At 54.0% G+C, this 21,796-nt stretch carries 23 protein-coding genes; 6 read left to right on the top strand and 17 right to left on the bottom strand.

Annotated features, from left to right (window positions below; all coding sequences use genetic code 11):
• Positions 1-11: 11 nt before the first annotated feature.
• Positions 12-908, top strand: coding sequence for a LysR family transcriptional regulator (locus tag J7395_RS10210; RefSeq protein WP_062952865.1), 897 nt, complete (start codon positions 12-14; stop codon positions 906-908).
• A 38-nt stretch (positions 909-946) separates the two neighbouring features.
• Here J7395_RS10210 and J7395_RS10205 read toward each other — a convergent pair whose 3' ends face one another.
• The 8 genes from J7395_RS10205 to flgB form a co-directional block, all read right to left on the bottom strand.
• Complete coding sequence (locus tag J7395_RS10205) at positions 947-3,577, bottom strand: PAS domain-containing sensor histidine kinase (protein WP_209221383.1); 2,631 nt, start codon at positions 3,575-3,577, stop codon at positions 947-949.
• A gap of 126 nt (positions 3,578-3,703) precedes the next feature.
• Complete coding sequence (gene bla / locus J7395_RS10200; RefSeq protein ID WP_209221382.1) at positions 3,704-4,585, bottom strand: class A beta-lactamase; 882 nt, start codon at positions 4,583-4,585, stop codon at positions 3,704-3,706.
• Positions 4,586-4,716: 131 nt separating this feature from the next.
• Entirely contained in the window at positions 4,717-5,787 is a 1,071-nt protein-coding gene (flhB, locus tag J7395_RS10195; protein WP_209221381.1) for a flagellar biosynthesis protein FlhB, read from the bottom strand.
• A 50-nt stretch (positions 5,788-5,837) separates the two neighbouring features.
• Positions 5,838-6,602 carry a flagellar biosynthetic protein FliR gene (gene fliR / locus J7395_RS10190; protein ID WP_062952869.1) on the bottom strand — a complete coding sequence of 255 codons (765 nt, stop codon included), beginning with the start codon at positions 6,600-6,602 and terminating at the stop codon, positions 5,838-5,840.
• A 36-nt stretch (positions 6,603-6,638) separates the two neighbouring features.
• A complete protein-coding gene (fliQ, locus tag J7395_RS10185; protein WP_062952870.1) occupies positions 6,639-6,908 on the bottom strand; it encodes a flagellar biosynthesis protein FliQ in 270 nt (89 codons plus the stop codon).
• Between the two features lie 166 nt (positions 6,909-7,074).
• Positions 7,075-7,401 (bottom strand): flagellar hook-basal body complex protein FliE, encoded by a 327-nt coding sequence (gene fliE, locus J7395_RS10180; protein ID WP_062952871.1) that lies wholly within the window; start codon positions 7,399-7,401, stop codon positions 7,075-7,077.
• 47 nt (positions 7,402-7,448) lie between these two features.
• Positions 7,449-7,856: a flagellar basal body rod protein FlgC gene (gene flgC, locus J7395_RS10175; RefSeq protein WP_062952872.1), complete on the bottom strand. Its 408-nt coding sequence runs from the start codon at positions 7,854-7,856 to the stop codon at positions 7,449-7,451.
• Positions 7,857-7,880: 24 nt separating this feature from the next.
• The gene (flgB, locus tag J7395_RS10170) at positions 7,881-8,282 is read right to left on the bottom strand and encodes a flagellar basal body rod protein FlgB (RefSeq protein ID WP_062952873.1); all 402 of its coding nucleotides are present in this window, start codon (positions 8,280-8,282) and stop codon (positions 7,881-7,883) included.
• A gap of 281 nt (positions 8,283-8,563) precedes the next feature.
• Between flgB and csrA the strand changes: the two genes are divergently transcribed.
• The 5 genes from csrA (at position 8,564) to fliP (ending at position 11,234) form a co-directional block, all read left to right on the top strand.
• Positions 8,564-8,842, top strand: coding sequence for a carbon storage regulator CsrA (gene csrA / locus J7395_RS10165; protein WP_062953011.1), 279 nt, complete (start codon positions 8,564-8,566; stop codon positions 8,840-8,842).
• A gap of 276 nt (positions 8,843-9,118) precedes the next feature.
• Complete coding sequence (locus tag J7395_RS10160; protein ID WP_209221380.1) at positions 9,119-9,547, top strand: EscU/YscU/HrcU family type III secretion system export apparatus switch protein; 429 nt, start codon at positions 9,119-9,121, stop codon at positions 9,545-9,547.
• Positions 9,537-9,875, top strand: coding sequence for a hypothetical protein (locus J7395_RS10155; RefSeq protein WP_209221379.1), 339 nt, complete (start codon positions 9,537-9,539; stop codon positions 9,873-9,875). Before J7395_RS10160 ends, J7395_RS10155 begins: the two co-directional genes overlap by 11 nt.
• Positions 9,876-9,993: 118 nt before the next feature.
• Positions 9,994-10,413, top strand: coding sequence for a flagellar biosynthetic protein FliO (locus J7395_RS10150; protein ID WP_247742080.1), 420 nt, complete (start codon positions 9,994-9,996; stop codon positions 10,411-10,413).
• Positions 10,410-11,234 carry a flagellar type III secretion system pore protein FliP gene (gene fliP / locus J7395_RS10145; RefSeq protein WP_209221378.1) on the top strand — a complete coding sequence of 275 codons (825 nt, stop codon included), beginning with the start codon at positions 10,410-10,412 and terminating at the stop codon, positions 11,232-11,234. The genes J7395_RS10150 and fliP overlap by 4 nt, the downstream gene beginning before the upstream one ends.
• 78 nt (positions 11,235-11,312) lie before the next feature.
• On the opposite strand, the gene J7395_RS10140 is transcribed toward fliP, so the two are convergent.
• The 9 genes from J7395_RS10140 to fliM form a co-directional block, all read right to left on the bottom strand.
• A complete protein-coding gene (locus J7395_RS10140; RefSeq protein WP_209221377.1) occupies positions 11,313-12,632 on the bottom strand; it encodes a tetratricopeptide repeat protein in 1,320 nt (439 codons plus the stop codon).
• 85 nt (positions 12,633-12,717) lie between these two features.
• Positions 12,718-16,242 carry a hypothetical protein gene (locus J7395_RS10135; RefSeq protein WP_209221376.1) on the bottom strand — a complete coding sequence of 1,175 codons (3,525 nt, stop codon included), beginning with the start codon at positions 16,240-16,242 and terminating at the stop codon, positions 12,718-12,720.
• A gap of 2 nt (positions 16,243-16,244) precedes the next feature.
• Complete coding sequence (locus J7395_RS10130; RefSeq protein WP_062952880.1) at positions 16,245-16,967, bottom strand: flagellar motor protein MotB; 723 nt, start codon at positions 16,965-16,967, stop codon at positions 16,245-16,247.
• The gene (locus J7395_RS10125) at positions 16,967-17,815 is read right to left on the bottom strand and encodes a flagellar motor protein MotB (RefSeq protein ID WP_062952881.1); all 849 of its coding nucleotides are present in this window, start codon (positions 17,813-17,815) and stop codon (positions 16,967-16,969) included. The genes J7395_RS10130 and J7395_RS10125 overlap by 1 nt, the downstream gene beginning before the upstream one ends.
• Before the next feature lie 11 nt (positions 17,816-17,826).
• Positions 17,827-18,474, bottom strand: a complete 648-nt coding sequence (locus J7395_RS10120) for a protein phosphatase CheZ (RefSeq protein WP_114111718.1) — start codon at positions 18,472-18,474, stop codon at positions 17,827-17,829.
• A gap of 35 nt (positions 18,475-18,509) precedes the next feature.
• Complete coding sequence (locus tag J7395_RS10115) at positions 18,510-18,896, bottom strand: response regulator (protein WP_062952883.1); 387 nt, start codon at positions 18,894-18,896, stop codon at positions 18,510-18,512.
• Between the two features lie 220 nt (positions 18,897-19,116).
• The gene (locus J7395_RS10110) at positions 19,117-19,848 is read right to left on the bottom strand and encodes a hypothetical protein (protein ID WP_062961027.1); all 732 of its coding nucleotides are present in this window, start codon (positions 19,846-19,848) and stop codon (positions 19,117-19,119) included.
• A gap of 151 nt (positions 19,849-19,999) precedes the next feature.
• Positions 20,000-20,647, bottom strand: a complete 648-nt coding sequence (locus tag J7395_RS10105) for a DUF6468 domain-containing protein (protein ID WP_209221375.1) — start codon at positions 20,645-20,647, stop codon at positions 20,000-20,002.
• Positions 20,647-21,774, bottom strand: a complete 1,128-nt coding sequence (gene fliM, locus J7395_RS10100) for a flagellar motor switch protein FliM (RefSeq protein WP_209221374.1) — start codon at positions 21,772-21,774, stop codon at positions 20,647-20,649. Before fliM ends, J7395_RS10105 begins: the two co-directional genes overlap by 1 nt.
• Positions 21,775-21,796 lie beyond the last annotated feature (22 nt).

Here is a 21,796-nt window from a genome sequence, read left to right as displayed (position 1 = left end):
ACAAATTAACGATGGATCGTTTTGCTGAACTGCGCGCTTTTGTCGCAGTGGTTGAGAATTCCGGCTTTACCGCAGCGGCACGGGCATCACGCCTGCCCCGGTCTACAGTAAGCCGATTGGTTATGGGTCTTGAAGAAAGGTTGAATACGCAGCTTCTTCAGCGATCGACACGAAGTGTCGCAACCACCAGCACGGGTCAGGTTTATTATGAACGTGCCCGGCAGGTGCTTGATGATCTTGACGAGATTGACCTTGCCGTTACGACAACGTCTTCGACACCGTCAGGACATTTGCGCATTAGTGCGCCCCTGCCCTTTCAGGGCATCAACTTCGCCCAAACCGTGGCGAATTTTGTAAAAGTCTATCCGGATATGACGGTTTCAATGGATTTGGAAACCCGACTGGTCGATCCGGTATCGGAAGGCTATGACCTGATCGTGCGAATCGCCCGCCCGGATGAAGAAACCAATCTGGTTGATCACCGCATCGCGACGCTGAAATATGTCACCTGTGCGGCGCCGATGTATGTTCGGAAATACGGAATGCCACAAACCCCGGCCGATCTGCGCAATCACAAGCTGATTGTCTACGCAAACCGCAATCGCATGCGGAACTGGGTCTATCAGACAGCCAATGGCCGGGTCGAAATCAAAGCAGAATCTGCGATGAAGACCAACAATATGGAAGCATTGATGGTCTGGGTCGAAAACGGTCTGGGCATATCCGTGCTTCCGGAATATGCCCTTCGCGATGCTTTCAAATACAAAAGATTGGTCAAGCTGCTTGAGGATTACGAACTGCCGAAGCTTTGCCTGCAGGTCATCTATCCGCCGACCCGGCATCTGTCATCAAAAGTACGCCTGTTCACCGATATGGTCGCCGAGGAATACTCAGCTGTTCACTTCTGAGACCAAAAGACTGTGTAAACAAGCCAACGGAATATCGATTACAGGACTTCCTTGACCTTGGTCGCAAGATCCTTGAGCGAAAAGGGTTTGGGTAGGAAGTGAACACCGTTTTCTTCGTCAAGTTCGTCACGATAGGTATCTTCGGCATAGCCCGAAATAAAGATGACCCGCAAATCCGGACGCTTTTCGCGCAGCATCCGGATCAATGTCGGGCCATCGATCCCCGGCATCACCACATCGGAAATGACCAGATCGATGGTCTTGTCGGTTTTGGCCAGAACCTCAAGCGCGTTGTCGCCATTATTGGCTTCAAGCACGTCATAACCCTTGCCGCGAAGTGCACGAGCGCCGAATGTCCGCACGGCATCCTCGTCCTCGACCAGAAGGATCGCACCGGTACCGGTCAGATCGCGTGACGGGGCTTCTTCTGCCACCGCGCGGGTTTCGGCCAGTTCTTCCTCGGTCGCTTCGTAGCGCGGCAGATAGATCGTAAAGGTCGTTCCAACACCGGGTTCCGACTGAACGGCCACGAAACCACCGGTCTGTTTGACGATCCCGTAAACGGTCGAAAGACCAAGCCCCGTTCCTTCGCCGCGCTGTTTGGTCGAGAAGAAGGGTTCGAAAATACGCGTCAGGTTATCCTTGGGAATACCGATACCAGTATCGGAAACCTCGATCCGGATGTAATCCCCCGGCGGGATCAGTTCGGTGCCGGTATTACGCGCCTCGTCGACAATCTCGGTACCGGTCTGAACCGTCAATGTCCCGCCATTGGCCGCCATGGCATCGCGCGCATTGACGACAAGGTTGATAATCACCTGGTCAAGCTGCCCCGGGTCAACCTTTACCAACCCGATATCGCGCCCGTGACTGACCTTCAGATCAATCTTTTCACCAATCAGGCGACGCAGCAGGTTCGACATTTCTGCCAGTGCATCGGTAATATTGATGATTTTCGGCTGCAATGTCTGACGGCGCGAAAACGCCAAAAGCTGCCGGACGAGATTGGCAGCACGATTGGCATTCTGTTTGATCTGCATGATGTCGGCGAAGCTGGGGTCACCCGGCCCATGCCGCGACAGCAACAGATCGCAGAAACCGATCATCGCAGTCAGCAGATTATTGAAATCATGCGCAACCCCGCCCGCAAGCTGGCCGACGGCCTGCATTTTCTGCGACTGGGCAAATTGTTCCTCAAGGTTCTTTTGTTCGGTCGTATCAAGGAAGTTCAGCAGAAGCGCACCTGCTTCGCCCGACCGTCCGGCCACACGCTGCAGGTAAATCTGTGCGGCCACCCCGCGCGAACCCTGCAGACGGGCCTCGATCTGACCGCCTTTGCCCATGCCCATAACGGCCTTGGACAGATAACGGGCAACCTCGTCACGATCCTCGGGAACGATCAGTTCAAGAATGGATCGACCGATCACCCGTTCATGACGTTGCCCTGCCGTTTCGATAAAGGCACGGTTCGCGTCGGTGACGGTACCGGACATATCAGCCAGAACAATCGAAAGCGGGCTGTCATCAAAGAACCAGCGCACCCGCCGTTCAGTTTCCGCAAGCGCATGTTCCCATTCATGAGCCGGCATCGGATCAGGGAAGACCACCGCCTGGCTTCGGATCGGGCCAGTGCCAGGTGCATTGATCGAATGGGTGACAAAGCATTTGATGGGCTCGCCGCCCTTGACCTTGAGCTTTACCTCGCCATTCATGCCATCGCCGACAATAAGATCAGCCAGTTCCAGCGTGCCGCTGGCAAAATCTTCGGGTTCACCGCCAAGCCAGCTTGCCAGACGCCGGTTCAGGTAAAGAATGCGCCCTTCTTCATCCAGACCGCAGACACCGACAGGCAGACGTTCAATCATCTGGTCGGCCTGTTCGCTTCCGGCACCATCAGCCATTCTCGAGGCCACTCCGCCGACGGTCATTTCATCATCCGAACCGGTAACAAACGCACCAAAAGCAGCAGACTGTTCTGCAATAACAAGTGAACGACCCGGTTCTGGCATGGCAGAGGGATCAATACCGTCAACAGTCCAAAGCATCTGACCCGCACGGGCATTTGCCGCCGTTACTGAAATGCGAAGACAGGCCGTTCCGGCTTCGTAGGTTTCTTCAGCAATGTCTTCTGACGATGCGTCGTCGTTACCGGCATCATTCCCGATTGCATCACTGTCAGCAGGCTCGTCAGGAGCCGCAAGGGCCAGTTGCTCGGGCTTTTTGGACTTGGAAAAATCGACATAAATCTCACCGGCCTCGCCGCGCATTGCACGCGTACGCAAATCGGCCAGTTCGGAACTGCCGACATCCAGATAGCTCAGGCGTGCCTCAAGTGCGGCAAGCATGTCTTCGCCCGGTTCGATACCGAGTTTGCGGGGAAAGGCAGGATTGGCATAAAGCGTGCGGCCATAGGCATCGATCAGAGCAACACCAATATCGGAATGCGCCAGACCATTCAGTAATGGTGCCAGATCACGATCACCGGCTGATCGCCAGCGTGCAGACAGTGACAAGGCGGCCACCGCAACGATCGCCACCCCCGTTACCATGGACCCGATGATCCACATGATACGCACATCAAGGCCAGCCTTTGCCATGACCTGCAACAGGACATAAACAAAAGCGACAAATGCGACACTTACAGCAAGGATAATTCCCCGAAACAGCACGCGACCGCCTTTAACGCCAATAACTTACAATATTGCTCTATACTTTTAGCTGCTATTGGGCTGACTGGCTACCGGCAAGTTTTACATTAGTCGGAAGACATAATGTACTCTGCCCGGACCTCAGACCTAGCGCATGATCGCAGCCGCAATTTCCTGCCCCAAATCGGCAATCGCAGCATTGCGTTCATCCATTGATGCAGATGTCTGGGTTATATAGATCGCAACAATCACCGGCTTTTGTTCCGGCGGCCAGATCACTGCCACAATCGCACGCGATCCAAACCCGCCTGCCCCCGTTCGGTCCGCAATCTTCCAGTCGTCGGGCAAACCAGCCCGCAGCAACGGACCACCGACCTGATTACCCGTTAGCCAGTCTTCAAGAAGCTGGCGGGAATCTGCGGACAGGGCATCGCCAAGCAATAGATAGGCAAGCGAAGCGCGCATGGCATCGGGTGTCGTGGTATCGCGCGGATCGCCCGGTTTTGCGGTATTCAGATCGGGTTCGATCCGGTCAAGTCGGGTCACATCATCGCCAATATCACGCAAATAGGCGGTAAGTTCATCCGGCCCGCCCAAAGCATCAAGGATCAGGTTGGCTGCTGTATTATCACTCAGATGCAGGGTCGCTTCGCACAATTCTCCGATCGTCATCCCGCTATCAACGTGCTTTTCGGTTGTCGGTGAATAAGTCACCAGATTTTCGACGCTGTAGATAATCCGGCGATCAAGCGTTTCTGTTCCAAGGTCGACCTTGTGGAGTATCGCCGCACAGGCAAGAAGTTTGAACGTGCTTGTCAGCGGGAAACGTTCATCTGCACGATATTGCCATTCCCGGCCGTTTTCCACATTCAGAATACTGACGCCAACCCTCGCATCAAGCCGGGTTTCAACCGCGTGAATGGCATCCGTCAGGCGATCATTAGCCGATGCAGCCATCGGCATCCCGAACGGCACCAGCAACGATAGAACAGTAGCAGATACCAGAACGGCTTTTTTAAACGCAGACATATTTTGCAGACTTCCCGGAAACAAAAACAAACAGATAACGAGGCAGGCTGCTTGTTACCGGGATTAACGGCCGAATTTTGGCGCAATAATGTCGAAAGGTCGAACTTGCGAGTGGCCATCTGGGCCTGCACTCAACCCAGCTTCTTGCCGCGCTGGCGGAAAACGAACGAGATGATTTCGGCAACCGCCTTGTAATGTTCGGGCGGGATTTCCTGATCGACTTCCACTGTTGCAAACAAGGCACGCGCAACTGGTGGATTTTCCATAATGGTGACGTTGTTTTCTTCGGCCACTTCACGGATTTTAAGCGCGATATTGTCCTGCCCCTTGGCGACACACATCGGGGCTTCCATTACACCGACATCATATTTCAGCGCCACCGCATAGTGCGTCGGGTTGGTGATCACGACGTCGGCACTGGGCACGTTTTGCATCATGCGCTGCTGGGCGCGCTGCATCCTGATCTGGCGGACCTTGGCCTTGATTTCCGGGCTGCCCTCGGTCTGTTTGTATTCGTCCTTGATCTCCTGCTTGGACATTTTCATCTGCTTGGTGAATTCATAGCGCTGATAGGCAAAATCGAGCCCCGCAATCACGGCTGTCAGCGAAATGGCTGCGATCATCAGAATAATGATCATATCGTAAAGCCGTTCCAGCGCCATTTCGATCGACATCTGAGGATAAAGCTCAACATCCATCAGTTCGGGAACAATCACAAACCCCAGGACTGCACCGACCAGAACAATCTTGAAAACGTTTTTGACGAACTCGACCATGTTCTTCATCGAGAACAGGTTCTTCGCCCCATTCAGAGGGTTAAGTTTATCCGGTTTGGGAGAAATACGCTCAACGGCGATGACCAAGCCGTTTTGCAGCAAATGCCCGGCAGCAGCAAAAAACATCAAAAGAACAAAAGGAATGCCCAACACATAAAGCATTCCCAACAGCACATCCTTCATAAGTACCGGCAGGCCTGCCTGGCTGACATCATACATATGCGGATGTTCGATAAATCCAACCGCAAGATCCCGGACGGACTGCGCCATACCGGGCGCCATCATGGTCATCACCAGACCACCACCAAATAGCAACATGAAGTTACCGACTTCCTTGGAAACCGGTACCTGCCCTTTCTTTCGGGCGTCCTCAAGCTTTTTACTTGTGGGGTCTTCTGTCTTTTGGCTGTCGTCTTCGTCGGCCATTCCCATACCATTCCGGATTGCCCGGCATTATGCCGAAAGGTTGGCGGTCCCTAGGGGTTGACGAAACTTTCCAACCCGTTCTCGTAATATTCCAAAAATACCATCATCATGGTCGGCAATGCCAGTGCCAGAAGCACAAAAGCCAACCCGATCTGAACCGGCATGGCGACAAAGAACACCGGCAACTGGGGCATCAGCTTGTTCAAAATGCCCAACGCCACCTGCAGCACGATCGCAACGATCAGGAACGGAGCCGAGATTTTCATCGCGATGACAAAACTCTCATTGATCGCACGTGCGAAAAATTCGCTCATATCACCAACCGGCAAGGCGCCACCCGGCGGAAACAGGGAATAGCTTTCAAACACGGCCTGTATCATCAGATGATCAAGGCCGGTTACAAAAATCAAAACCATGCCGATCTGCGTAATGAAGTTGCCTGTTACCGCACTTTGCGCCCCCGACAGCGCATCACCGCTGAAGGCGTTTGCCATCGAAGAACTATAGGCAATAATCGAACCGGCCGTTTGCAAACCCGCCATCATGACCTGCCCAAACAGACCAAAAAATGCTCCGATGGTCAGTTCATAGGCCAGATGGACAAAAAGCGTCGGCGCATCAGCAGGCTGTTCGGGTATCAACGGACCCGCCAGCGGTGAAATCACCACTGCCACCCAAAAAGCAAAAACCAGCCGAACCCTTGCGGGTACAACCCTTGCCCCGATTCCAGGCATAAAGGCAAAGGCCGCCCCGACCCTGGCAAAGCTCATCAGGACCACATAGACATTAAGTGTCAGAAGATCATCGAGATTCATCTTCTTTCAGGATGTCCTGTTATTGGGTTTGTTTCGCTAATTCGGCAGGCCAATAAAATGATCGACCATTCGACCCATGAATTCGGTCATTTCCGTCATCATGAACGGCAAAAGCACCAGCAGCGCGATAAAAATCACGAGGATTTTGGGTACAAAAGTCAGGGTCATTTCCTGGATTTGGGTCAAAGCCTGAAACAGCGCGATAACCAAACCAACCCCCAATGCAATCAGCATCAAGGGTGTACTGACTTTCAGAAGAGTCCATACGGCATCATAGGCCACGTCCATGATTTCCGCTTGATCCATCTGGTCTTCCTGCCTCGTCTTCCGTCACGTTACATCATTCATACAGGATAAGACCGGTGATGGGCCATGATTTCCTGCAATTTCAATTCGGTCGCCGCAAAAACAAAAAACCGCACGAATATCGTGCGGCTTGTCCAAAACATCCATCTGACAATTCAATCAACCGTCAGATCGGCATGCTCAATACACTCTGATAGGCTTCAACGGCCTTGTCACGAACACTGACCACAGTACGAAGCGTGACTTCGGCAGCCGAAACAGCGGTCACCACTTCATGCAGTTCCGCGTCACCAACGATGGCCTTCTGGGTCATCTGTTCGCTGTTCACCATGGTTGCACGGGCATCAATTGCCGCCCCCTTCACCATGTCGGCAAAACTTTCCCCCGGGTTGACGGTCTGACCGTTACCGCCAACACGCTCGGCCACGCTCGCGGTTTTACCGCTTGCAGCGTTACGGTAGGCAGAAATGGCATCGTTGAAACTGGCAACCATCGGTTCGTATCCTTAAAGCGGCCTTCGCAGACCTGATATTTTGTAACTTACTGCAGAATATCAAGGGTCTTGAGCAGCATGCTGCGCGAAGACTGTATCACATTGAGGTTGGCTTCATAACTTCTCTGTGCTTCGCGCAAATCCATCATTTCGACCAGCGTTTCAACATTCGGGGTTTGAACATAACCCTGATCATTAGCGGCCGGATGGCTCGGTTCGTATTTCATACCAAAATCGGACTTGTCCGTCATGACTTTATTCACCTTGACCAGCTCGACGCCGATTTCGCGATCCATCACATTCTTGAAAGTCAGCAGCTTGCGGCGATACGGGTCCTGCCCCTGTGCGGTCGGAAGGCTGTCTGCGTTGGCAACGTTTTCAGCCGCGATACGAAGTCGAGTACCCTGTGCGCGCATGCCGGCAGCGGAAATTTTAAAAGCTTTGTAAAGTTCCATGATCGCTTATTCCTTCAACGCTGCTTATGCGCGGCCCAAAGCCGAAATCATCATTGACTTATGCTTGGCATAAAGTCGGGTCATGGTCTGATAATCGACCTGGTTTTCGTTCATCTTGACCATCTGCTCTTCAAGGATGACTGCGTTTTTGCCGGGCGCGACCTCATAGTTCTTGCGCACTTCCTCGTCCTTGAAGTTCTGCGGTTTGTGCAGGCCCTGGCTGTGACCCGGCGCGGTCGCCTGCATCGCCAGAATGAACTGGCGGTCGCGACCGATGGTCTTCGGGTCGAATTCTTTAAGGTCGTTGGCGCGGTAATTCGGCGTATCGGAGTTGGCAATATTCTGCGCGATGACTTCCTGACGCTGCGTCAGCCAGTCCATCTTTTCTTTCAGATTGGCGAACATGCCAAGTTTGCCGATATCCATTGCCTGCTCCTGTTATCGCGACCCCAGTATTGGGCGGGCCGGTAAAGTCGAAGTTAACGCCGTGCCCGGATCGGGCCCCGGATCTTGCGAACGGTGATTTTTGCCGCCCTGCTCAATCCTGAAAACTACACTGCATGAGGCGTGCCAAAAGCCGGAAAAGCGTTAAATTACAATGCCAGGCCGGGTTACTATCGGTGGCACTGGACCGCGACGGACAAAGCGGGCATATTGTGTCGCGTCTGGCGAATTTCTTTCGCCATCTATCGAAACCGGGACATTTCATGCTCTATCTCACACGAAAAGTTGGCGACTCCGTTGTTATTGACGACAACATCGAAGTTACCGTCGTTGAGGTTCGCGGCAAAACCGTGAAGCTGGGCTTCACCTTTCCCGAAGATGTGCAGGTCCTGCGGCGCGAACTTTATGATCGCATTCAGGAAGAAAACCGTTCCGCTGCGGCCAGTGCGGATCTTGTGCGTCAGTTGGGGCAGGTGGCCAATGCGGTTGCCGACAATATGAAAAACAGTCCTGACGCCGACAAAGACGACGGTAAAGACTGATTTTCCGGTCGCGCAATCACCGGCATGGGCCGGGGATGCAAGACTACCGACATACGACAGGCAAACTCGTCATCCTCCTGGCAGGTAGCCGGGATATTGACCCCATCTGTCGGGTTTGCCTATGCCGTCCCCTACCTGCTCCGTTACAGCATCATCAACATTCTGACCGGTTGCAGGTGACGGCAACGATTTGTTGACCATCTTCTGGCTATGGTCGAGGCTTGTGAAGGGCGATAGAGCCGCGCAAAACGCGGGAACTTGACGAGATGGGCAAGAATGACCGGTAACCGACCCAAGGTCGACATCACCGATCCGCGCGAAATCCGCACGGAAAATCTTGCCGCGCCCGGTTCCAACGACCAAAAAGCCGTGGCGCTAAGCTATGCCCATGGCCGGGATAACGCGCCGATATTAAGCGCGAAGGGCGAAGGCAGTGTTGCGGAACAGATATTGCAACTCGCTTTTGCCAACGGGATCAAAGTCCGCAAAGACAGCGATCTTGCGGAAATTCTGATGGCTGTGGACGTCGATAGCGAGATACCGCTCGAAGCGTTCGCTGCCGTCGCCGAGATTCTGAACTATATATACCGTATCAACCGGATTTACGGTGATCCGGCGAAGAAACGACCGACAACGTCGAATATCGACCAAGAGTCGGCAAACAGTTTTGCAGATCGCAACCGGGAAGATCCAAATGAGCCCTGAACAATTCAAACCCGATCAGTTCAAAAAAGATCTCAAGCGTGTTTTGTCCCTGATCATGGCCAGTCAGCGATTTGTCGATGACGGCAAAGTGGTCGAGCTGAACACACTGGAAACCAAAATTTCCGATCTGTGTGTGCAGGCACGTGCAATGAATGGTGAACAGCGCCGCGAGGTCGCACCACTTCTGGCGGCTCTGACCGACGATCTGGCACGTCTCGAAACCACGATGCACAAGGAATATTCCGAACTGCAACGCCAGTTGCGCGGCCTTAGCAATAACGCACAGGCAACCAATGCCTATGCGCATGCAGCCCGGACCACCCGCTGAGCAAAGCTAAACAAAATGTTTTGCGATGCGGTGCCAGATCGCAAAGCGCCCGATGGTTACTTGCCTGCATGGCCTGTGCACGGTAAACAGAAAAGGTTCGGGATTGTAGAACCGGACAATGCAACAGGTCCGTCGCGGGGAAGTTAACCTGATGGAATTTAGCGCTTATTTCCGGTTTGTGGCTGCCCTGGTCTTTGTCCTAGGCATGATCGGGATTTTGGCGCTGGTTGCACGGCGTTTTATTCCCGGCGCGCGAAATATCAATCGCCGCAATAAGGAACGCCGACTTTCAATCGTCGAAGTTGTTCCGGTTGATACCAAACGTCGACTGGTTCTTTTCAAACGTGACGATACGGAACATCTGGTTTTGTTGGGCCCTGCCGGCGATTGCGTGATAGAGCGCAATATCGGCACACATTTTTCCGAAGTCCTTGGCAACGATATGCGCATTCACGGCGATGATGGCCTCTCCGAAGAAACACCGCTTTCGACCAGCGAGACAGAACCGACAAAGACCAACGGGAAACAACCCGCATGAGCATCGCGCCCGCTTCACATTCCCGACAAGAACAGGTCAAGCATAAACAAACCGCGCACAGCGGTAACGTGCCGCGCTGGTTGGTACTATCGGCTGTGTGGTCGCTGGTACCACTGATCGCTATCGGATTTGGCGGCGACACTGTCCATGCCCAAACATTCAATTTCGATCTTGGCGAAGGACCCGGCGTGACTTCATCGGGTCGGATGATCCAGCTTATTGGCCTGATCACGGTACTGAGCCTTGCCCCTGCCATCCTGATGATGGTGACGTCCTTTACCCGGATTGTTGTGGTACTCAGCCTGCTGCGCACAGCCCTTGGCATTCAGCAATCACCACCTAACCAGGTCATGGTCAGTCTGGCGCTGTTTCTGACATTGTTCATTATGATGCCAACGATGGAACGCGTTTGGGACGAAGGCCTGCAGCCGATGATCAACGGCGATATCGACGAATTCGAAGGTATGGAAAGATCCGTCAGACCGGTTCATGATTTCATGATGACGCAGGTGCGCGACCGCGATCTTGAGCTGTTCGTCAATCTTGCCAATGTCGAAGTAACAGGCCCGGAAACCATCCCGCTGCGCGCACTGATTCCGGCCTTCATGATAAGCGAATTGCGCCGTGCGTTTGAAATCGGCTTCCTGCTGTTTATCCCGTTCCTGATCATCGACATGGTGGTTGCCAGTATCCTGATGTCAATGGGTATGATGATGTTGCCACCGGTCATCATCTCGTTGCCATTCAAACTGATTTTCTTTGTGATGGTCGATGGATGGTATCTGATATCGGGATCGCTGGTAGAGAGTTTCGGCGGTTAGCGACCATTAGCGCAAACTCCAAAAATAAAAGCCGCCTTGCATAAGCAGGCGGCTTTTCTGATTATCACGGCTTTCAGGTCAGACTGGCCTTTTACCCGTCTTGAAAACATTCTTTTCAAGCGGCTTCAGGCCAAAGCCGCCACGACGTGGTGCAGGATTATCCGCAACATAACGATCGGCCTGCTGACGTTCACGGTCATTCATACGCGCCCGCACAGCTTCCATTTCTCGGTATGCCTGGCTTCCCGCCGACGGCGCTGACATCCTGAGCCAGTAATAGGCCATGATATTGTCCTGATCGACCCCGCTACCAATCGCGTAAAGCCGTCCCAGGGCAGCCTGCCCATTGGCTGATCCCTTACGCGCCGCCCGTTCATACCAGCTTGCTGAACGGACCATATCAACCGGCACGCCAAGGCCATGTTCATACATCACACCAATCAGGTGATATCCGCCCGGATGGCTGAGTTCGGCCAAATCCATCGCAAGATCGAGTGCTGCAGCATAATCGGGTTCGCGATGCGCAACACCAAAGATCAGAATTTGCGTCATCTGGTATTTGGCAGAAATATCGCCCTGATCACACGCATTCATCAACATTGTCCAGCCGCGGTTAAACAGCTTCAAATCGGATGAATGGCAGAAATACATCGCCAGATTGGCCTGAGCATAGGTATCGCCCTCGTTCGCTGCCATTTCAAACCAGCTGATGCTTTCGGCAATATTGCGTTCTGCCCCCAAGCCAACACCAAGGGCATAGCCAAGAGCAGATGCCGCTTCGACACTGCCGGCACGGGCCGCGCGCAGATTATATTCAAACGATTTTGACGGATCGCGTTTTACACCGCGCCCTTCAAGGTAAAGATAGGCAAGTACGCTGGCAGCAGAGGGATCATGGGCCTCGCTCGCGCGGCGCAGATATTCCACCGCCATCTCGTCGCTCTGATCCACGCCCCATCCATTGAGGTAACACACCCCAAGGTTATAAAGGGCGGCAATTGATCCGTTTTCAGATGCCTGCTCGAACCATTCGGCCGCAGTTTCCGGGTTTTCCGGCACCCCCAGCCCCTTGGCATACAGATAGCCGAGATTGTTGGCCGAAATACCTTCGCCGCCGAGTGCCTCTTCGCGGAACCAGTAAGCTGCCTCGCGGTACCACTGATCACCTTCGCCCTGATCCTCGGCAACACCGATCCCCTTGGAACGCATGAAGCCATAGCAGATGGCAGCAAAGGCGCGGCTTTGACGGTGAATCTGGTCAAGGATCTTGCGCGTGGCGCCCTCATCCCGCGGCATGCCAACGCCACGAAAATGCCTGAGCGCAAGCGAAAGCTGCGCGAAGATATCACGCTCGACCTTCGCCTCATCGTAATAGACCATTTTAAGTGCACGATCCATCACAGCACTGCTTCCACCAATAGAAAAATACTGAATTTTTACACCTTAAGGGCGCACCAATCCAATCAAAACATAAATATGACTATTAGTTTATAGCACTAAGCTGCGACTTTTCCAACTGATCACGATAATTGCCCAAAAATCCCTGGAAACTCTCGACCTCGTCAACCTTGCTTGCAAGGGTCCGGTAGTCGATCAAACCTTGAGACGGGCTTGATGTGATCAGGCTAAATGCTTCGGCATAAGGGCTTTGCGCCATGACAATGCCATAGCGGCGTTTGAGCATATTAAGCGTCCGTTCCTGCCCGCCCATCGCAAGATTTACTGCCCAGTTCAGGACATAGCGCGCACGTTCGTCGCCAAAATTCTCGATCATATTGCCCTGATCCTCACCAACGAGACGCTGGAAGGTTTCGGCCGCCGACAGATAATCACGGGTATCCCGGTAATATTCCACACGCAGCAATTCCGCATCCTTCGAAAGATCGCCTTCAAGGGATGCCATGGCTTCGGGACCGCGATCAGTATCAAGCAAGGCACGTGCGCGCAGATGCCGGCGTTGCGTTTCCAGCTCTTCAGACATGCCAGCCACCTCGCTGTTATCAAGCACGCGAATGGTTTCTTCGGGCTTACTGTCAAGCAGATACACCAGCGCCAGCCTGGCCCCGACACGCGCCTTTTCCGTGCCGTTCAGGCGGAAATCAACCTGATGTTCCAAAAGAGTTTCAGCCCGGTCAAACAATTCAACATCCACCATACGGTCGGCCAGACGGCGGATCAGTTCATCACCCTTTTCGCCTGCCGGTGTCAGTTCGCGGAACTCGTCATACAGCGCAACCGCCTTGATAGCTGAAATATTGTTGATCTCGTCACCAAGATAAATCGATTCGAACGTGTCATGCATCATGTCGGTGACTTCTGTCGCCGATGGACTATTGGGGAAGAAAATTGCCGCCTGACGCAAGGTATTCAACCCTTCGCGATATTGCTTGTTTTTGATCTGCAATTCGCCCAAACGGCGCAACAGCGCCATTTCGAAGCCATCCCCGCGCCACGCAAAGCGCAGCTTTTCCAGTTGCTCGATGGCGTCATCAAGGGTCAAACGTTCAAGACGCATCAAAAGTTCGGTGCGATCAAAAATGGCATGCGCGCGTGCCTTGCGATTGTCGCCTTCGGCAACCTCGTCCCACGTGGCGACGGCCTGTTCGAACTCGCCAGCTTCTTCTTCAAAGATGCCTTTCAGATATTCGACATCCTTGATCTTGCTTTCGCCAAGTCCCTTGGCCACAAGCATTTTTTCGATCAGGTCCATGCCGGCTTCGGGATTGCCGACGATCAGAGCCTGTTCCGCAGCAAGTGGCCCCAGTCGCGACAGCAGTTCCGGCGGATAATTATCAAGGATATGCACGCTTTCAAGAAGATCCCGCGCACCATCATTCGGTCGACCGCGTGCGGCCGACGTGACCGCCCGCCACAATTGCATTTCGGGAATGGCGCGAAGGCGCTCGTCCTCCAGCAGACGGGCTGCCTCATCATATTCTCGGTCAAGGAATTTGATCGCCGCCTTGAGGGCGCGGAATTGCAGTTTCTGTGCGATCAGCGGGTCGTCATCTTCCATGGTCGAAGCAACCGCATCGGCTTCGGGGCCCAACCCGTTGGCCATGTAATATTGCGCGAGTTCAAGGCGGGCCTTGTTGCGGTGTTCGTCACCGCTTTGCGCCAGTTCCCGACGCAATTGATGGATCGCCTTGTTGTAATTATCAAGACCACCGCGACGCCAGTCATCAAGCTCGAAAATTAGACCTTCGCGGCCCTCTCCCGCACGGGCGCGCACGCCGGTCGCAGAAGCCAGAAGACGGGCACCTTCCGGCGAAATGTTCAAACCATCCGCCGCCGTCACCACAACAGCCTGACCATCATCGCGATTGGTAACCTGGACGGTTTCGTTGACCGGAGCAACAACCACCCCCTGGACGGACGGCAGAACTTCGAAATCGGGATAGCGCAAGGCCGTCTCGATACCGTAACCCATCTCGCGGGTTGGCACGACACGCAGCGAATCTCCGACTTCCGGATCTTCGATCGGAATTGTCGGGCTGATATTGATCAGCGGCACGACAAGACGGGCACGTGTTTGATTATCCAGTTCGATGGACGGGCCTAACCGTTCTATCGGCTGCATGGTTCCTTGCTGAAGGGTGACGTTCCAGTCGCCGTTTTCAGAAGGTGTGGTGTAAAGCCCAATCCCTTCCGGGATGGTCATGCGCAACACCGTCGCATAGGGGCTGTCGATCTGCTCTATGACCCCGACGATTTGGGCTGCATCCTGACGCACGGCATCAAGATCAAGATTTGCCCGCACATCAAACACCATCCACAGGAAACCGGCTCGCGACCAAATTGCGGCTCCCCCCGGCTGCCCGAACGGGAAGCCAAGTGTAAGTCTCGTCGGGTCCTGTATCACCGTGACTTCCAAAGTCCCGATGCTTTCGCGCGCCGGTGCAACGGCCTCTGGTGAAGCCGAGGTACCGGCCTGTTCTGAAAGTCCGCGTGCAATCGGATCATCCGTTGGTGCGGTCGGCGAAGGTACCGATGCGCTTTCTGAAGCCGCGCTGGTACGCGGTGAACCAACGGAAGATGATGCATCGGATGCAGTTTGGCTTGGTGCTGGTGGTGCCGCAGGTGCCACCGGGGCAGATGGCGTCGGGGAGGCAGACCGGGTCGCCGTCGTTGTTCCGGAGCCTCCCGTATCGGCGGGATCACCCTGAACGCCCATCAAATCAACGACGACTTTGTTGCCGGACCTGAAATGCCTTAACGCGCGCGGCGGATTGGTCTCGATACCAACAGATAAGGGATCTGTTGCACTTTGGCGAAGCGTGACCCCTTCGGGTAAACGGCGTGTCACGCCAGTCGCATCAATACGGGCAGGACTGGTAAAGGCCAGTGTCTGGTTGCCCTGATCACCATTTAACGCGTAGTCAGTACGATTGGGCCAATCAAAGACCAGTCGATAAAATGTTGGATGCCGCCCGACCCGGACTTCAAGGTCAGGTGTGGCGGCAGCCGGTGTGACCGCAGCCTCTGGTGCCGATGACGTGTTTGGTCGGGCTTGCGGCGTGGGCAACGGTTCGGATGCAACTTCGGCCGGGGGGTTGGGTGCCGGACGGGGTGGTGTCGGTTCCGGCGATGCAGGCTGTACGGGGGCTGGGGCTGGTTTATCCAGAATATCAAGAACCACATTGTTCCCGACATTAAAAACCCGGGCTTCAAAATCGTCACGCAGAACAAAAGCAACAGTACGTCCGTCAGGATCAAAAAAACCGTCACTCACATAGTCGGAAACAGGTCCAAGAACCCCACGCATTGAGGCAACAAGCGGCTGGTCAAAACGCACAACAAGTTGATCACCGATGATTTCAGCGGTGTAATTGACGGGCTTGTTCCATTGCAGAACGATACGTCCATAGCCACTATGTGCGCCCGAGCGGATGATCACCGGATCTGCCGCTTGGGCGAGTGCGGGGCGCGTTCCCATGACCGGCAATACTGCCAGACCGGCTACCACAATAACGGCAGCCAGCAGGAGACGCGCTACGACCAAAAGCATTCTTACGAACCTCCGATCCCGCTTCCGCTATGGGGTTCAATCACAATGTCGACCCGACGAGCCATTGTAAAACGTGCTTGCTCGTCTGCCATAATCGGAAGCTGGTCGTATCTTGATGCCGCAAATCCGTAAATATTTATGTAATCCGTGTAACCGGATCTTTTAAGTTCGTTGGCAACGGCGGCAGCACGGGCAAGGGAAAGTTCCCAGTTGGAGGCATAAAGGCCCCGCCCGCTGACCGGTCGGGGATCAGTATGCCCCTGAACGCCAATCCGGTTTCCGATATTCCTCAGGACACCACCTAGAACAAACAAAGCCTGACGGGCCTTATCCGTCATATCGGAACTACCACTGATAAACAGGATATCGCCCGGCAAAGAAATGACAAGTTTGTCTGCATCACGACTAAGTGTGGCGTCGCCCAGAACATCGTTGTCATCAATCGCGTCATCAATCACGGCACTGAGGTAATCAAGGTTCATCGCAGGTTTGCGATAGACCCGTGGAATGTTCAGCTGCGCGGTTGGTTCATCACTCTCTTCGACCGGGGATGGCTTGATTGATTGCGACAAAGAGTCGACGACCTCGTCCCAACGGTCAATTTTGACCTTGGACATGGCAAACAACATCACAAAGAATGTCAGCAACAGCGAAATCAGATCCGCAAGGCTTAGCATCCACGGCGGCGGCCCCTTCGGACTATCATTACGCTTCATCTCGTCCATCAGCCATTCCCCCCCGTTTGCGGAGCCAACGGAATGGGCGCGTTAATTCCCGGTCGATTGCCCCCCGGAAGCGGGATCAGCATTTTGCCACTATTTCCATTCCCCGTACCACTTGATGCCGGTGCAGGTATCGCGCCGTTATCCGTGCTATCCGATTGCGCCGGTGTCGTGATCGGAACAGGTGGCTCTTTCGGGCCGAAATCCCAGAAAAAACGGAAGGTGACGATGAACGGATCAGCCCCGGGATCAATACCGACATAAAGATTGTTTTCAGGTGCACCGCGATCAATCAGGTCCCGGGCAAACGCCCCTGCGCGACCGATCTGAAGATTGTTTTCAATCTCGACGGTCCCCTTTGACCCGACTTCGCTGCCCATCACCATTTCCATCTCATAAGACGCATAACCGCTTTCATCGGCCAGCACTTCTGCAAGCTGGTCCATGAATTCGTTCTGGCGTTCTCGGATCAAAATGGAATTTGGATCAAACAGTTGTTCGACATGCATGATGACTTCCATCAGCGTGCCCGGCTGGATGACCTGAACACGAACAACCTTGATTGCAGTCTGGAACAGGGAACCCAGTTTGTCCTGGGTATCTTCGGCCGCAACAACCGGTCCCTCGATTGAGGTGACGGTTTGCAGGCTGGTGGTCGGTGGCAGAATGGCGGCGAAGGCCGAAGAGAGGCTTTCCTGAACTTCGCGGGTTTTGACTTCCTCGAAGGTCGAAATGGTATTCAGCAGAATAAAGAAAGCCAGTAGCAGCAGATAGAGAGCGAGGAACAGCGCAACCGCCCCGTTTGTAGGCGGGCTTGGTGGTCTTGGTCCGTCGTCCTCTATTTCCGCCATAACCGTCCCATTTAGCTAAACATCGCGTCGATGTCAGCCTGCGAGACACCTTTACCGTCGAGCTGCGGCCCGTTCAGCAAGGCCGCTTCGCCTTCGGGTTCCTTCTTCTTCCGGGGATTGGACGCGGCGTATTTGGCAATCTCGTCACCAAATGCCTTGACCAGTCCTTCGACCCGTTCCTCAATAGATTTCAGGGCTTTGATAACCTTGGTGGTACGTTGACCTGTGATATCCTGGAAGTTACAGGCTTCATAAACACGCATCGTTGCGCTGGTGACGATTTCTGCCTGCTCGGGGGGGAGAGTTGCCGCGAACTCCTCAAGCGTATCCATCGCATCAAGGATTTCATGCGTTGCCCCGGCTGTCGCATCGACAATCGCGTCGAGCTCGTCCGTGGCATTGGGGATATATTCCGCCTTGATATCGTCCGGCCGCAAAGATGCAATTTCGGATTTCATCTTGCGAATGATGCCCGAAAGTTCATCCAGTTCACCAAACAGGCGTTTCTGGTCATCCGATGGCTTGTCACCTTCCGACACAAAGCGGGAAAGCTGATCCATCAGATCGGACAATTGTTCGACCTTAAGATCATCACCATCAAGGCGCGCCTTCAGGTCCAGCAACAATTGCCGCAGTTCGTCTTTGGACGTTTTGGACATCATGGTATCGCGGGACTAATGCCCCGCGCCCCTAATCAGAACTCACCGATAACGGTGGTGAGTTTGCCCTTCAACGTCTCTGCGTTGAACGGCTTGACGATATAATTCGAAACGCCGGCTTTTTTTGCCATGACAACGTTTTCGGTTTTCGCCTCAGCGGTGATCATGATGAAGGGCAGATCCTTCAGCTTTGTATCAGCGCGAACTTCCTTCAGAAGCTGAAGACCGGTCATCGGCTCCATGTTCCAGTCGGAAATCACAAGGCTGAACGGCTTTTCGCGCAGTTTGCGCAACGCCATGCTGCCATCCGTCGCTTCTTCGATATTGGTAAAGTTCAGCTGCCGCAGGAGATTGCGGATGATACGCAACATGGTTTTGTAGTCATCCACAATCAGGATCGGCATATTCGGATCGACGGCCATTCACCACTCCATCATGCTATCAAATCTCTCACCCTTACCCCTGTATTCCCTGTGCATAAGGGTAAGGCCCCTATAATCGTGATGTACCTATTTAACAATGGTTAATCAAGGCTTTTCACAATTCCCTAATAACGTCCATCATGTTGATGATGCTTGAATAATCCCCCGGCTGACAGCCTTTGATACAGACGGGATTTTACCCGAAGCTGCATATTAGGTATTATTGAAGCGGCAACATGTTGATATCCTGCTTGTAGGCCAGTTCTGTTGTCAGGGCACGGGCGCGGTCTGCGGACATTTCAGCAAGAACAGCGGCAGTATTTGCCTCGCGCATGCCAAGTGCGACCTGCAACAATATATCCATATCAAGATCGTTCCAGATGCGAGCGGCATCCTTTGGTTTCATTTTTTCATAAACGCTGATCAGCTTGGTGATCCGTTCGTTTTCCTGCTCTTCCTTCGTCTCGACCAGACCTTCGATGGCCGTTTTCAGCGATTTCATTTCCTCGATCTTGGCATCAATCCGGGCTTCGGCGGCTGCCAGCAGGCTCTCGCGTTCATCAAGGCGCTGCTCTTTGCGATCCAGCTCTGAACGCCGGACGGACAGGTTCTGCAAAAGATCGATCTCTTCCTGGGTAAACAGGGTCGGGTCCCCGCCAAGCATCGGCGGAGTATCACCCGCATCTTCAGGCAGACCGGAAGCACCGTCGCCTTCCATCATCCCCAGAGGATCGTCCAGTCCAGGGCCCGGAGTCCCTTCCGTGGTCGCCGGGTCGGTTGCTGGTGCCGGCTGCTCCTGGGCCTGCGCACGCGCAACCTGCATCACACTGACACCTGAGGCATCAGTGGCGTCATTGCCTTTCGGTTCATCCGAAAACAGCCCGACGATTTTGACCGTCAAAACGATAAAACCGACTACGACCACCAACGGCAGGATACGCACAGCAGACATTCATTCACCCGGTAGACGGAACGCTTTCGCGTCCACATTGAATTTCAAATCATATACTAACAGGTAGGTACCAAATTTGTCGAAAAAAGACGCCAATACTGTTTTTCCGCAAACATAACGATCTTATCTGTTTCTCGATACAGATGCGCCCTTACCGAACAGAACGTAACGCGGCAAGAAGTTCGCGTTCGGCTTCCGACCGCCCCGCATCCTCATCCTGCCCGTAAGGATCGGTCTCAGTTTCCGGTACGGATGATCCGCCAGAACGCGCACCTGAACCATATCTGTCACCTGACGGTTCGGCTGGCGAAGACGCTGTCGGCCCCGTGCCGCGTTCGACATCACGCATCAGACGGGCGGCAAGTTCTTCGGCGCGGGTTTCGACACCCTGCCGGTCATCAACCACATCACTGCGTTCATGTCCGGCGGAATTTCCTGCCCCGGCAAACTTTGCCCCGCCCCCGCCACGCCGGGTTGCATTGGCATCACTTGCCGCCTTTTCCAGCCGGTTGGCAATGCTTTCTCCACGGTCGACCATGAAAGAAAGATCTTCATTCAGCGCATTTGCCTTTTCAATATCCTCGCGCAGTTTCTCACCGGATTGCTCTGCCATTTCCTTTAATGCGCGGATCGATATTTCGGCACGTTCGTTGGCAGCGTTGAAAGCCGTCAAAAAATTCTGCATTTCCTCACGATTACGGCGGAAGGCCGCCAAACGACGGCTGAGGATCATGGCATATATGATTGTTGCCACAAGCAGGACAATCATTACCAGATCAAGATAGATGGCATAGTCCATCAACTGTCTTCCTCATTATGCCGCGCCCGGTCACGTACCTGGATCGCGATCCTGTCCCCCTTGCGCCCCATCATCCCCTTGAACAGGGGCACATCGCCGCACCGTACCTCGACAGGCGACGTCGGGCTGGTATTAAGAACCAAACGGTTGCCAACTTCCAGATTAATCACATCACCCAGCGACATGATCTGTTCATCAAGTACGGCAAGAAGGTTGACGTGGGTTTGCCACAACTCGTTCGCCAGGTGGTTTTCCCAAATCGAGTCACGACCGAACTTTTCCCCCATGAACATCTGAAGCAGCAGTTCACGAACCGGCTCCAGTGTTGCATATGGGATCAGCAGCTCCAGACGACCACCACGATCTTCCATATCAATGCGCAGCTTCGCCACGATGGCGGCGTTGGCATGTCGTGCAATGGTCGCAAAACGCGGGTTGGTTTCAAGGCGTTCGAACCGGAACGTCACCGGGCTCAGCGGATCAAACGCAGCCGACAGATCCCCAAGAACCACATGAATCATGCGCTCAACAAGGTTGCGTTCAATCGTGGTATAGGGACGGCCTTCGATACGCATTGCTGCAGTCCCGCGACGTCCGCCAAGCAACACGTCCACGATGGAATAAATCAGCGCTGAGTCGACCGTCAGCAGCCCATAGTTATCCCATTCCTCGGCCTTGAAAACACCCAGCATCGCGGGCAACGGGATCGAGTTCAGATAGTCTCCGAAGCGTAGCGACAGGATGTTATCGAGCGACACTTCAACGTTATCCGATGTAAAGTTACGCAACGAAGTTGACATCATGCGGACCAGCCGGTCGAAAACAACTTCGAGCATCGGCAGGCGTTCATAGGCGACCATTGATGAGTTGATGATCGCCTGAATACCTGACTGGTCGCCTGAGCCTGATCCGTCATCAAAGCCCAGAAGACTGTCAATTTCGTCCTGGTTCAGAACACGCGCGGATCCGGGGCCGACATCTTCGTCTTCGCCACCGCCATCTTCGTCACCAAGCATGGATTCCCATTCGGCGGCCATATCCTCGCCGCCGTCATCTCCATCATCGTCACCACCGGCCATGGCTTCCCATTCGGCGGCGAGTGCGTCATCATCATCTTCATCTGCCATCGGCGATTTGTCCCTGGCTCTT

It is taken from the genome of Thalassospira sp. A3_1 (genome assembly GCF_017744215.1).
Classification (GTDB): Bacteria; Pseudomonadota; Alphaproteobacteria; order Rhodospirillales; family Thalassospiraceae; genus Thalassospira; species Thalassospira lucentensis_A.
Note: the sequence above shows the minus strand (reverse complement) of the source record. Positions and strands in the feature narration are given on the sequence as shown.

What these genes read in the sequence shown, in the direction of transcription:
- fliE (WP_062952871.1), bottom strand. Translation starts at nt 7,401, where the DNA reads ATGGTTGCCAGTTTCAACGATGCCATTTCTGCCTACCGTAACGCTGCA.
- J7395_RS10155 (WP_209221379.1), top strand. Translation starts at nt 9,537, where the DNA reads ATGAGCCCTGAACAATTCAAACCCGATCAGTTCAAAAAAGATCTCAAG.
- fliQ (WP_062952870.1), bottom strand. Translation starts at nt 6,908, where the DNA reads ATGGATCAAGCGGAAATCATGGACGTGGCCTATGATGCCGTATGGACT.
- flgB (WP_062952873.1), bottom strand. Translation starts at nt 8,282, where the DNA reads ATGGATATCGGCAAACTTGGCATGTTCGCCAATCTGAAAGAAAAGATG.
- J7395_RS10125 (WP_062952881.1), bottom strand. Translation starts at nt 17,815, where the DNA reads ATGGCGGAAATAGAGGACGACGGACCAAGACCACCAAGCCCGCCTACA.
- csrA (WP_062953011.1), top strand. Translation starts at nt 8,564, where the DNA reads ATGCTCTATCTCACACGAAAAGTTGGCGACTCCGTTGTTATTGACGAC.
- J7395_RS10130 (WP_062952880.1), bottom strand. Translation starts at nt 16,967, where the DNA reads ATGGACGAGATGAAGCGTAATGATAGTCCGAAGGGGCCGCCGCCGTGG.
- J7395_RS10140 (WP_209221377.1), bottom strand. Translation starts at nt 12,632, where the DNA reads ATGGATCGTGCACTTAAAATGGTCTATTACGATGAGGCGAAGGTCGAG.
- J7395_RS10160 (WP_209221380.1), top strand. Translation starts at nt 9,119, where the DNA reads ATGACCGGTAACCGACCCAAGGTCGACATCACCGATCCGCGCGAAATC.
- J7395_RS10150 (WP_247742080.1), top strand. Translation starts at nt 9,994, where the DNA reads ATGCAACAGGTCCGTCGCGGGGAAGTTAACCTGATGGAATTTAGCGCT.
- J7395_RS10120 (WP_114111718.1), bottom strand. Translation starts at nt 18,474, where the DNA reads ATGTCCAAAACGTCCAAAGACGAACTGCGGCAATTGTTGCTGGACCTG.
- fliR (WP_062952869.1), bottom strand. Translation starts at nt 6,602, where the DNA reads ATGAATCTCGATGATCTTCTGACACTTAATGTCTATGTGGTCCTGATG.
- flgC (WP_062952872.1), bottom strand. Translation starts at nt 7,856, where the DNA reads ATGGAACTTTACAAAGCTTTTAAAATTTCCGCTGCCGGCATGCGCGCA.
- J7395_RS10115 (WP_062952883.1), bottom strand. Translation starts at nt 18,896, where the DNA reads ATGGCCGTCGATCCGAATATGCCGATCCTGATTGTGGATGACTACAAA.
- J7395_RS10105 (WP_209221375.1), bottom strand. Translation starts at nt 20,647, where the DNA reads ATGGACTATGCCATCTATCTTGATCTGGTAATGATTGTCCTGCTTGTG.
- bla (WP_209221382.1), bottom strand. Translation starts at nt 4,585, where the DNA reads ATGTCTGCGTTTAAAAAAGCCGTTCTGGTATCTGCTACTGTTCTATCG.
- J7395_RS10135 (WP_209221376.1), bottom strand. Translation starts at nt 16,242, where the DNA reads ATGCTTTTGGTCGTAGCGCGTCTCCTGCTGGCTGCCGTTATTGTGGTA.
- flhB (WP_209221381.1), bottom strand. Translation starts at nt 5,787, where the DNA reads ATGGCCGACGAAGACGACAGCCAAAAGACAGAAGACCCCACAAGTAAA.
- fliM (WP_209221374.1), bottom strand. Translation starts at nt 21,774, where the DNA reads ATGGCAGATGAAGATGATGATGACGCACTCGCCGCCGAATGGGAAGCC.
- J7395_RS10210 (WP_062952865.1), top strand. Translation starts at nt 12, where the DNA reads ATGGATCGTTTTGCTGAACTGCGCGCTTTTGTCGCAGTGGTTGAGAAT.
- fliP (WP_209221378.1), top strand. Translation starts at nt 10,410, where the DNA reads ATGAGCATCGCGCCCGCTTCACATTCCCGACAAGAACAGGTCAAGCAT.
- J7395_RS10110 (WP_062961027.1), bottom strand. Translation starts at nt 19,848, where the DNA reads ATGTCTGCTGTGCGTATCCTGCCGTTGGTGGTCGTAGTCGGTTTTATC.